This window comes from Microcoleus sp. T2B6 (assembly GCF_036700475.1).
In the GTDB taxonomy this organism is placed as follows: Bacteria; Cyanobacteriota; Cyanobacteriia; order Cyanobacteriales; family Microcoleaceae; genus Microcoleus.
The window spans coordinates 75,886-87,140 of the sequence record NZ_JAUBOZ010000009.1; the positions used below are offsets into that span (position 1 = coordinate 75,886).

Annotated in this window: 8 protein-coding genes; 2 read left to right on the top strand and 6 right to left on the bottom strand. The window is 46.1% G+C overall.

All coding sequences use genetic code 11. From position 1 onward, the window contains the following. Nucleotides 1-151 precede the first annotated feature (151 nt). The 5 genes from QUA00_RS06340 to QUA00_RS06360 all read right to left on the bottom strand — a co-directional run bounded on the left by QUA00_RS06340 (nucleotide 152) and on the right by QUA00_RS06360 (nucleotide 7,492). Nucleotides 152-2,071 (bottom strand): globin domain-containing protein, encoded by a 1,920-nt coding sequence (locus QUA00_RS06340; protein ID WP_333409106.1) that lies wholly within the window; start codon nucleotides 2,069-2,071, stop codon nucleotides 152-154. A gap of 129 nt (nucleotides 2,072-2,200) precedes the next feature. Further along, a complete protein-coding gene (locus QUA00_RS06345; protein WP_333409108.1) occupies nucleotides 2,201-2,518 on the bottom strand; it encodes a hypothetical protein in 318 nt (105 codons plus the stop codon). 215 nt (nucleotides 2,519-2,733) lie between these two features. Continuing rightward, nucleotides 2,734-4,746 (bottom strand): EF-hand domain-containing protein, encoded by a 2,013-nt coding sequence (locus tag QUA00_RS06350; RefSeq protein ID WP_333409110.1) that lies wholly within the window; start codon nucleotides 4,744-4,746, stop codon nucleotides 2,734-2,736. Between the two features lie 159 nt (nucleotides 4,747-4,905). After that, complete coding sequence (locus tag QUA00_RS06355) at nucleotides 4,906-6,900, bottom strand: histidine phosphatase family protein (RefSeq protein WP_333409112.1); 1,995 nt, start codon at nucleotides 6,898-6,900, stop codon at nucleotides 4,906-4,908. 463 nt (nucleotides 6,901-7,363) lie between these two features. Then, nucleotides 7,364-7,492, bottom strand: coding sequence for a hypothetical protein (locus tag QUA00_RS06360; RefSeq protein ID WP_333146530.1), 129 nt, complete (start codon nucleotides 7,490-7,492; stop codon nucleotides 7,364-7,366). Nucleotides 7,493-7,680: 188 nt separating this feature from the next. Here QUA00_RS06360 and QUA00_RS06365 point away from each other — a divergent pair, with 188 nt between their 5' ends. After that, nucleotides 7,681-10,158: an ATP-dependent Clp protease ATP-binding subunit gene (locus tag QUA00_RS06365; protein ID WP_333055947.1), complete on the top strand. Its 2,478-nt coding sequence runs from the start codon at nucleotides 7,681-7,683 to the stop codon at nucleotides 10,156-10,158. Nucleotides 10,159-10,482: 324 nt separating this feature from the next. Continuing rightward, the gene (gene lepB, locus QUA00_RS06370; RefSeq protein WP_333206202.1) at nucleotides 10,483-11,076 is read left to right on the top strand and encodes a signal peptidase I; all 594 of its coding nucleotides are present in this window, start codon (nucleotides 10,483-10,485) and stop codon (nucleotides 11,074-11,076) included. On the opposite strand, the gene QUA00_RS06375 is transcribed toward lepB, so the two are convergent. Then, nucleotides 11,053-11,255, bottom strand: a 203-nt coding sequence (locus QUA00_RS06375) for a hypothetical protein (protein WP_333409113.1), incomplete at its 5' end; no start/stop codon positions are given. The two genes, lepB and QUA00_RS06375, sit on opposite strands and share 24 nt — an antisense overlap.

An 11,255-nucleotide genomic window follows, 5' to 3' on the forward strand; every position in this document is an offset into this window, starting at 1 on the left:
TTTGTGTATAAACAATTAAATAGTAATCTCTCACTATTAGTCTCGATATTAGTCTCGATCGCATTTCAGTAAGCCAAAGCTTTTCTACTCACGGTGTCGTCACCTTGAGTAGAAAAGCAGACTTGAAGGTCAAAAACAAGCTGGGATCAATTTATTTGTTTGTGCCCCCATCTTCCAGAGACTTATACTTTGATCCATCAGGCATAACAGCACCTTCGAGCAAAGCACCACTCAGGTCAGAAATGCTAACTTTAGCACCTTTGAGATTTGCACCAGTTAGGTAGGCACTCTTCAAGTTGGCACCACTCAAACTAGCATCTCTCAAATCTGCACCACTCAGGTTCGCATTACTCAACTCTGCACAAATTAAATTAGCATTACTAAGATTCGCACTACTAAGATTAGCCTGAGTCAAGCGAGCAAAACTCAGTTTTGCATGACTTAAATTTGCACCACTAAGTTTAACCTGACTGATATTAGCATTATCTAAATTGGCATAAGTCAAATTAGCATTACTCAAGTCGCTTTCCATCAAATTGGCTTTACTGAGATTGGCATGAGGAAGATTAATATCTACTAACTCCGCACCAATAGCATCCAAACCTCTAAGAGAAACACCATCCTCATTCAAATCTTGGAGTGCCAGAATTCTGGCATAGCTAACTTTTACGCCGTGTGCTGCATCAACTATACTCCAAGCTTGGTAATGAAATTGCTTTCTGCGATCGGGTGCTTCTTTAATGAATAAAATTAAAGCAACGACCACACTAAGAGCATCAACACTCTGCAAAATTTTTCCAAGCACAGAATTATCATCCGCCGCCACATAAATTATGATGAACAGAACGGCTGAAACACTAGCAACTAACCAGGCGGGTTGTGTCCAAAAATTATCAATGAATTTTTCTAAAATTCCTTTGAGAACTTCACCCAATCGTTGCAGGAATGATTGACCCTGAAATTGCCGATAACTATCAGTTATTTTCGAGAGCATTTTGTGGATAATTTCACCATCCAACTGAATTGATACTAAAGGCTTTTTCTGTTCCTCGGTTGGCGGCGCGATCGGCTTAGATTCGTTCAGTAATTGTGTCTTTGATTCTTGTGGCTGATGGTGGATGACATCTTTTTCATCTGCGACAACATTTGGTGAAGAATCTGCACCTGAGTCTTTTAACATCAAACCAGTAATTGTTCTGTAGGCATTTGTCCACGCCCGCTTTACTTCGGGAGTCCAATCTTCTTGGAGATACTGCTCAAAAGACATCAGCAGTGCGTCTCCAACTGGCCCATAATATTTGGGAATTACCCCATAGCCGATGTGTCTGCCTCCCAAGGCCTTGAGAACTGGCCCTAAAGCTTCTGGAGAGCGGAGATTTTCTACTACCAATACCAAAGCATTAAGGAGCTTCTTCTGTTGTATTTTTAGATCGATATGGGCAAACAATGGTTTATATTCTGGGTGAGCGATGAAGAGGTTTTCGTAGAAGCTAGCGGCAAATTCATCAGCACGAGGTTTGATTTTATCGAAACTGCTTTCCAGTACCTCTACGGCTAACTCTGGCTCTTTTTCGGGAACTGATTCTAGTTGGTGATTAGCTGCTATACTTACCTGTTTGTCGGGAATAATCTCTGTTTCTAATGGAACTTCTTCATGTGTAGTTTCTACACCTGCGCCTTTTAACATCAAAGCAGTAATCGCTCCGTAGGCATCGATCCATGCTTGTTTGACTTCAATAGTCCAATCTTCCTGAAGATACTCCTCAAAGGTCATTAGTAGTGCTTCTCCAACTGCCGGGTAAGAATTGGCGATCGCTCCATAACCCACGTGTCTCCCTCCCAGTGCGTTTAGAACTGGCCCTAAAGCCTCTGGAGAACGAAGATTTTCTACTACCAAAACCAGAGAATTTATCAGCTTTTTCTGTTGCTTTTCCATCTCAGTATTGGCAAACAGTGGTTTCACTTCTGGATAAAGTTTAAACAGGTTATCGTAGAAAGTAGTGGCAAATTCATCAGCACGAGGTTTGATTATCTCAAAACTTTGCTCTAAAAGTTCAACATTTAAAGACATATTTTTGTTTCTCTTTTGAAAGGTGATGCTCCCTTGTCTAAAGACCGGGTTTTTTAACTATCCGGCTCTGATGAATGCTTTTAATAGAGTGTTGGAAGAGAGTTTCTTTGCTGACGCCAAGGCCAAATATTACAAAGTCAAATTTTCCAATTCTTGAGACACCATAGCCATAAACTCTCCTGCATCGTTTATGCCCATTTCTCCTAAAGCTTTCCACTCTTCACTGCTGTAATCTAAATCGAGTCCCATCACCTCTTGAGTCCAATAGGGCAAATTAGATGGGTTTTCCATTAGCTCACAGGTGATCCTTAATATTTCTGTTCCGCTCATCTTTTTTCTAACCTTTGTGGCCAAGCAAAAGGAGAACAATTTAGCCAAATTACTTTCTGGTGGGATGGCTATTAGAAATGCCATATTTTGTGCTAGTACAAACTTGTCTAACTTCATTGGATATTTTCCTCGTTTTTCGATATTCAAGTAAGGTTTTTTGGGAGATGACGGAGAGCAAGTTCAGGAATTACGCAAAAGTTCAAATCAACCGGGTTTCTCGACGGAGAGAAATAGCCAGAAAGCCTATTTTACGTCAAATAACCCCCGTTTCTGTGTAAGTCCTAAACTTATGACTCTCGCTGAATATCATAAATCAATTGCCAGAAGTTTTGCTAGAAATTTTCTTTCCTATAGCCAAACCCGTATTTATGGCAGAGATTTCTCAATTGTACCGATAGTCCAGGAGGGCCGCAGAAATATACGTCAACTTTATTGGGCGCGTGTTGCTGCGCTACATCTTGAAAAATCTCCTCCCAGTCTGGACGACCCGTTTGTGTACGGCTCTTTAAACCTGTAATCAAATCAACCTGCGTCTGAGAATGCATCAAATCCATTGCCACAAATAGGGTGCTGGATTTCATATCTGACTTTTGCTGGGCACCTGTCAGATACAAATTAATGTCAAATAAGTTGTTAGTGTCTTGGGCTTCGATTCTGGATAAGAGTTCAACAAACCATTCAAACGCTTTTTGCTCTCGGTTGAGCCAGTAAAAATGTACCTTTTGCAAACGCATTCCTGAAGAACCGTGTTGGCTTCGGTACAGCATACTTTTGAGAATAGAGGCAAATGGAGTTACGCCAATACCCGCACCGATTAGAATAGCGTACTTAGATTCAAAGATATGGGTACTTGGTGTCCCATAGGGCCCATCTAAATGGACAAGCACTCCAGGCTCGTATTTAGAGTTACCTGACCGTATCCATTGCTCGTGCTGTTCTCGGAAAAGTTGATATAATTTTCCAGTCCAACTACCCGCAGAGCGTATGTGTACAGATAAGACATCCTGCATTTCGGGGGCGCTACTAATTGTGAATGGATGCCATTCATATTTGGATAGACTCGGACATTTAACAAACACGTAGTCCCCTGGTTGATAGTGGAAAGATTTCGGACGTGCAATTTCCAAACCTAGAACTTTGGAGGGGAGTAAAGAGGCATTAACTACATAGGCAGGCTCTTTTGTATTCTGCCGGCGAATAACCAGTTCGATCGCGAATCCCACAACAGGTAACAACACCCACTGCCAAAAAACTGGCCCGTGAACTAACGCCAGGGCAAACCACACGACGTACAACATATGAGCTGTATAGAAAAGCGCAAATTTTCCGCCTTTGCGGATTGGAGCTTGCGCTGTCACCCACATAACTGCGAAAACTAGCAGTAATAAAAATCCTGACAAGCCAGCCTTCGTCGCAAAAAGACTCTGGGCAAAGGGAACCGGCAATGTGGTGTAATTGAGGAAATGCGCGATCGTATGGACGATCGCAAAGGCAAACATGAATTGACCCACGAGCTTGTGAAACTCGATGCCTTCATCTATCGGCAGATAGTTGTTGATCCTTGTTTTGCGAAGCCAAGTCATAAAATGCCGCAGCATGGGAATTAGGATCAATGCCCCGTTGAAGTTGAGCGCTGCGCCACATCCCCGCGCAATTTGAACGTACACATTTGCGCCTAGACTTGCATATCGATCGACAGCCCCAAAGAAAAGAACCAGATTGGCAATAAGATAGAGGGACAAAAAAGCGATCTTGACCCAGTTGTTTTGAATATAATGCTTGATGTACGCCTTTGGCGACCTTTTCTCTTTGGGCGCAACTGCTATGGCGTCGTCGTCTGGCTGGCGAGGTTTTAACCAGCTAACCGGGCTAACTGCCATCGCCTCAAGCAGATCGGGATGCTTTCCGATTAAACCTTTGAACTCTTCAAAAGAAATTTCGCCACTTTTATCGGTATCAGCTTCTAAAAACAAAATGTCAACAAGACCGGTAACTTGTTCCGGCGGAAAGGTTAAATTATTTTCCTTCAAGCTAGCAGCAATTAAGTGAGAAACTTCGTCTTTTTCGATGGAGCCATCCCCGTTTATGTCGTGCAATTGATAAGCAAATTTCAGTTTTTGCTCTTCAGTTGCAAAGACAAGTTCCTCTACTGTTTTCAAAAATTCATCGAGGTCTATAACGCCACTTTTATCGTTATCAAACATCGCAAACATTCGCTCGGCAAAATATTCATCTTTCAGCCCCATAGCTTTCTTAAACTCTGAGCGATCGATTTGTTGGTCTTTTCCACCAATCTTGGTAAAGACTTGTCGCAATTCCTCTAAAATTTTTCTCGGAGTATCCATCGTGAGATTAACCTCGGTTTTTTTTGTTTTCCAATTTTTCGCCAGTTATGGAGCCAGCTAAAACTATCATTCTTGCATTACTGTATACAGCAGTCGGACAAATAAGCATGACATCATTTTTCAAATTTGAAGATGATGTCATGCTTATTGAACAAAAGTTTAGATTTGAGCAACGTTAAGGTTAGCAACTAACCCATACGTTGATATATACTCTTCTAACTCCGCTAAATCAACACTGCCATTTTTATCGGAGTCAAGAGTATTAAAAAGATAATCAGTGATGTAGCTTCTGACTTCTTCAGAGCTACGTTCGCCTGTTGTCATATCTTCGATTAGCCCTAACAACTCCATAATCTCAGTTCGTTCTAGTGCCTTACTTCCATCCGTATCCAATTGCAGGAACAGCTTTTTGATATCTGCTGTTGCCACTCTCGAAGAACGCAGTGTTTCTCTCAATATGTCATTGCCAAATGAATTCATGAACAATATCTGTTCGATGAGTGGTATGCAGAAGAACCCCAGCGCTGCCCAAAAAATTGCATATTTTACGGCTTGGGGATTTGCCGTTGCACTAACTCCGATGAAAAGAGCCGCCCAAAGGAAAAAGTTGGGATTCACAAGCAGGATGTAAGCATCGCGAGCTTCTGCCTTGCTAAGCTTGCCCTTGGTAAATGCTGAGGTTAATACAGCCAAAACGCGCATTGAGACAAACACTAAAGTTGCCAATGCTAGCTGTTGCAGACAAGCGAGCGAGCGATTCGGATCGGTTGAAGAAAATAGATCCGAAATGAAGGTTGATGGAGTAAACTGAAAGCCTGTTGCCAATGCCATGAATGCGACAGCAAGCACTCCGATGAATTTCCAGTTTTTACTGTGGTGGTTTGATTCAACAGGGGATTTGTCGCGCCAAAACTGGGCGATCGCACCCGGTATTGCCAGACCTAAAATTAGAATAATGCCGAAAAAGATCAGGCTGTCAACGTTAATGGGTAAATTGGCAACCTTCAATGTAGCCAGAAGCGCCAGTGGAGCAACGATTGATAGCGTTCTTGACAAAAGAGCCGACGGATAAAGATTACCGCCCCAAAGCACGGATAAAACTGGGGAAGTCAGGGCTGGCGGAACCATCCAAAATAGAACCCACAACACTTTGTACAGATCCGCTTCAGTCTGATACAAAAATCCAGAAAATATTAAGAATAGTCCAACTGCCCATCGCACTGCCATCCACCCGTAAACTAGATACTTCACAGTAGAGGTTACTTTGCGTTTACTCGCTGCAAAGTCAATGTCTAGGTAGGTATAAAACGTTGAGGCGGCAAGACACGCAACGATTATTGCTCGAAATAAAACTGACGGAATCCCTGCTTCTGAGGTGCTGATTGCCCTTGCCAAGCTTCCCAGCAAGAAGGCGGCGGCATAGATCAAAATCGCCCACATAATTGAAAGATCGTTGATCTCTTTCCGCAGGGAAGCAGCACCGCCGGATTCCTTATCGCGAAACTTGACGAGATCCACACCGCTGAGAGCTTTACCATTGGGGAGTTTTAGGTGTTTATAAGCAGTAGGCGGTAGACCGCTTAAATAAAGTGCTAGAGGCTCCAATACATATTGGTGGCACACTACTAGAACTGTTTCACCGCGTTCCAAGTGCGGTACAATTTTGTCTTCGTAGAAACGGGCAGCGCGAGAGTAAACTTGGGCAATCTTTTCGCCAGCCGGAGGTGCTTCGTTATGAGAGTGCAACATTTCCTCGAAGCCTTCGTAGCCCAGTGCTAGACGCAGCAAATTTAGGTTGCGACCCGCAAAAATACCAAAGGATTTTTCGCTAATTCGGTGGTCGATTTGAACGGGGGTATCGGGTGACTTTAGTGCTTGACTTTCAGCAAGGGCGATTTCGCAGGTTTGCCTAGCGCGTCTCATGTGGGAGACATATACTGCGTCAAACTTTGTACCTTTTTTCTTGAGGTCAACACCTGCACGGCGTGCCTGCAATCGGCCAAAGGATGTGAGGTCAACATCCAGAACTCCCGCAAAAATGTTGCGTTCGTTACTGGTACTTTCACCGTGCCGAATAAAGTAGACACGTCCTAGCTGTTCTGCATTGAATTCTTTTGGTGAAGCTGCAGAAGTTGTTGTAGCTGCATCGTGCAATTTACTTGTAACTTCGATCGATCCATTGTCGGTACTTTCTACCTGGTCATCTAAGTTTCTAGTGTTCCTTATTTACTTTCACTACGCCTTAAATAGGGTTTAGATTCTTTTCCACGATTGAATTTTCAAACTTTTAAGTCAGACGAGTTAACGACCAAAGCACTCTGCTACGAAAGCAATGTCTGGAACCGTGCCGAGTATAGTCTGAGCCAAACCCCTCGGACTGTAGTAAGACTCACTAATTGATCAGGAGCGATCGCACAACTGACAACAGGAAGAATACCCAAATCTTCAACGAATCGGGGGCAAAATTTTAGATGAAGAAAGCCCAGCTCGCTCTCGCCCTCCCAAACCCACAGATTCGGGAGATTGGCAGCAGCTTAATGTCTATCTAGCTTAGGACATAGATCGTGAATCTAACTAATAAGTTTTGTGCAAAACCCGGCCTGTACTTCGAGAATTATCACTTTTGCACCTGCATGACAGCCAAAAAGAGTGTGCTAGAATCCATCAATACGTAGTCGTAGGTTGGGCACGGGCCGAGAAGAGCAATCTTCTTGCAGTCTAGGGGAGGTTGTAGGTCAGCCACCATTTGGGTCTTCCCAGTTGAAAGCCACCCTGCAACATGAGCCTGGAATCTGCAACCGCAGCCGAGTGCGGCAGATAGGTTGGGAGTGTCGCGCTAGAATAAGCAGTACGAGTTAACACTCGAACACAAACGCTCGTTGTGCGAGCGTGACCTCGAAACGGGCACATAGCAGCAGGTGATGGGAATAAATCATGTTTGAACGCTTCACAGAAAAAGCAATAAAAGTAATCATGTTGGCCCAGGAAGAAGCTCGCCGCCTGGGTCACAACTTCGTAGGGACAGAACAGATCCTCCTGGGTCTGATCGGAGAAGGAACCGGGGTTGCAGCGAAAGTCCTCAAATCAATGGGGGTCAACCTCAAAGACGCGCGGATTGAAGTGGAAAAAATCATCGGGCGCGGTTCCGGCTTCGTAGCAGTCGAAATTCCGTTCACCCCCCGCGCCAAGCGGGTTCTAGAACTATCCCTAGAAGAAGCTCGCCAACTCGGACACAACTATATAGGTACTGAACACCTGCTGCTGGGCCTGATCCGCGAAGGTGAAGGAGTAGCGGCCAGAGTCTTGGAAAACCTGGGAGTAGACTTGTCGAAAGTCCGCACCCAAGTGATTCGGATGCTGGGAGAAACCGCAGAAGTCGCAGCCACTGGCGGCGGCGCCCGCACCAAAACCCCAACCCTGGATGAATTCGGCGCCAACCTCACTCAAATGGCGGTCGATGGCAAACTAGACCCAGTAGTCGGACGCCAAAAAGAAATCGAACGGGTAATTCAAATCCTCGGTCGCCGCACCAAAAATAACCCGGTGCTCATCGGGGAACCCGGAGTTGGTAAAACCGCGATCGCCGAAGGTCTGGCCCAGCGCATTGCTAACAACGACATCCCAGACATCCTCGAAGAAAAGCGCGTTGTTACCCTCGACATCGGCTTGCTGGTTGCCGGCACGAAATACCGGGGCGAATTTGAAGAACGCCTCAAAAAAATCATGGACGAAATCCGCACAGCGGGTAACGTGATTTTGGTGATTGACGAAGTGCACACTTTGATAGGTGCAGGTGCGGCTGAAGGCGCGATAGACGCGGCAAACATTCTCAAGCCGGCTTTGGCAAGAGGCGAGCTCCAGTGTATCGGCGCTACCACCCTCGACGAATACCGCAAGCACATCGAGCGCGATGCAGCCCTAGAACGGCGCTTCCAGCCCGTCATGGTCGGCGAACCCACAGTTGACGAGACGATCGAGATTCTCTTCGGTCTGCGGGAACGCTACGAACAGCACCACAAGCTGAAAATCTTGGACACGGCCCTGGAAGCTGCAGCGAAACTCTCACATCGGTACATCTCCGATCGCTTCCTCCCAGACAAAGCAATTGACTTGGTAGACGAAGCTGGTTCCAGAGTTCGCTTGATCAACTCCCAACTGCCCCCCGCAGCCAAAGAACTTGACAAAGAACTGCGCCAAGTCCTCAAAGATAAAGACGAAGCGGTGCGTTCTCAAGACTTTGACAAAGCCGGCGAATTGCGCGATCGGGAAATGACCATCAAAGCCGAAATTCGCGCTATTTCCCAAGCCAAAAAAACCGACTCGGCCCGCACCGGCGAAACAGACCCATCGCCAGTAGTCACCGAAGAAGATATCGCTCAAATCGTGGCAAGCTGGACAGGCGTACCGGTAAACAAACTGACCGAATCCGAATCCGAAAAGCTGCTGCACATGGAAGATACCTTGCACCAGCGCTTGATCGGACAGGAAGAAGCAGTGAAAGCCGTTTCCCGCGCCATCCGTCGCGCTCGCGTTGGCTTGAAAAATCCCAATCGCCCGATCGCCAGTTTCATCTTCTCCGGGCCTACCGGCGTCGGCAAAACCGAACTCACCAAAGCCCTAGCCGGCTACTTCTTCGGTTCAGAAGACGCGATGATTCGGCTGGATATGTCGGAGTACATGGAACGGCACACCGTCTCCAAACTCATCGGTTCTCCTCCGGGCTACGTCGGCTACAACGAAGGCGGCCAACTCACAGAAGCAGTCCGCCGCCGTCCTTACACCGTCGTGCTGTTCGACGAAATCGAAAAAGCCCACCCCGATGTCTTCAATATGCTGTTGCAAATATTGGAAGACGGCCGCTTAACAGATGCCAAAGGTCGCACCGTGGACTTCAAAAACACGCTGCTGATTATGACCTCAAACATCGGTTCTAAGGTGATTGAAAAAGGCGGCGGCGGCCTCGGTTTCGAGTTCAGCGACAACCAAGCCGATGCTAATTACAACCGCATTCGTTCTTTGGTTAACGAAGAACTCAAAAACTACTTCCGCCCCGAATTCCTCAACCGACTCGACGAAATTATCGTCTTCCGCCAGTTGAACAGGGAAGAAGTCAAGGAAATCGCGGTCATCATGCTCAAAGAAGTGTTCAGTCGTTTGACAGAACAGGGAATCACCCTGGAAGTGACCGAAAAATTCAAAGAACGGCTGGTAGAAGAAGGCTACAACCCCAGCTACGGAGCCCGACCCCTGCGCCGCGCCATCATGCGGTTGTTGGAAGACAGTTTGGCTGAGGAAATCCTTTCTGGCCGCATCAAAGACGGCGACACCGCTGTTGTGGATGTGGGCGAGGACGGAATTGTTAAGGTGCTGCAAGGTCAAAAGCGGGAATTGCTGCCCCAAGGCGTTGAGTAAGTTTGAGTAAGTGCGATATCGAGTAAAGTTTTGAAATAACCAATCTCGTAATCGCAAACAACTCAAAATCCTCAAATAAAAAAGGTAGAGAATCTTAGTTCTCTGCCTTTTTTATGAGTTAATATCAACACAATGTACGCTTACTTTTCTAAGTATCTTCGTCTCAAAAAATAGGAGACCGATCGACTCGGTTTCTGTAGGACGGCGCCGCCGTGTTCGCCCTTCCGGGTTTCTGAATACCCCAACAAAGTTTTACGTTTAATTAGAGCGAGCTACTTCAAGGGCAATTAGATAATTAGCAAGAACTATATAGTGGAGAAATAAATGACATCTGAAAAAAAGAATTTGGGTACAGAAGTAGCAGAAAATCCGCCTGAAACCTGGTGGCAGAAAGCGTGGAAGTCGCAGCGAGAAAATCTTCAGATAGTGATTATTGCTTTGAGTTTAGCAATAGTGATTCGAGCGTTGGTCGCCGAACCGCGCTACATACCCTCAGATTCTATGGTACCAACTTTGCACGTGGGCGATCGCGTGGTAGTCGAAAAAATCTCGTACTACCTCGAACCTCCCAAAACTGGGGACATCGTAGTATTTACTCCCCCGGAAAAGTTGCAAGAACAAGGCTTTACCCAAGACCAAGCATTCATCAAGCGGGTAATTGGCTTACCGGGTCAAACCGTCGCCGTTAAAAAAGGTTTAGTTTATCTCAACGACAAACCCCTCGTCGAAAAATATATTGCCGAACCTCCTAAATACCAGTGGGGGCCTTATCGCGTCCCAGAAAATGAATACTTTGTGATGGGAGACAACCGCAACAACAGCAACGACTCCAGCAGGTGGGGATTTTTACCTAAGCAGAATATCATCGGCCGGGCTGTAGTGCGGTTTTGGCCTCTAGAACGCATCGGGGAAGTTTGAAGTCAGTTGACAGTTGACAGTTGACTGTTGACAGTTGACTGTTGACAGTTGACGGTTGACGGTTGACTGTTGACGGTTGACTGTTGTCATCGCAAGCCCGATGCCCGATGCCCGATGCCCGATGCCCGATGCCCGATGCCCGATGCCCGATGCCCGATGCCCGATGCCCGATGCCCGAT

Bases quoted from the DNA above. Each gene is read 5' to 3' on its own strand.
- QUA00_RS06340 (WP_333409106.1), bottom strand. From the start codon at position 2,071: ATGTCTTTAAATGTTGAACTTTTAGAGCAAAGTTTTGAGATAATCAAA.
- QUA00_RS06345 (WP_333409108.1), bottom strand. From the start codon at position 2,518: ATGAAGTTAGACAAGTTTGTACTAGCACAAAATATGGCATTTCTAATA.
- QUA00_RS06350 (WP_333409110.1), bottom strand. From the start codon at position 4,746: ATGGATACTCCGAGAAAAATTTTAGAGGAATTGCGACAAGTCTTTACC.
- QUA00_RS06360 (WP_333146530.1), bottom strand. From the start codon at position 7,492: ATGGTGGCTGACCTACAACCTCCCCTAGACTGCAAGAAGATTGCTCTT.
- QUA00_RS06365 (WP_333055947.1), top strand. From the start codon at position 7,681: ATGTTTGAACGCTTCACAGAAAAAGCAATAAAAGTAATCATGTTGGCC.
- lepB (WP_333206202.1), top strand. From the start codon at position 10,483: ATGACATCTGAAAAAAAGAATTTGGGTACAGAAGTAGCAGAAAATCCG.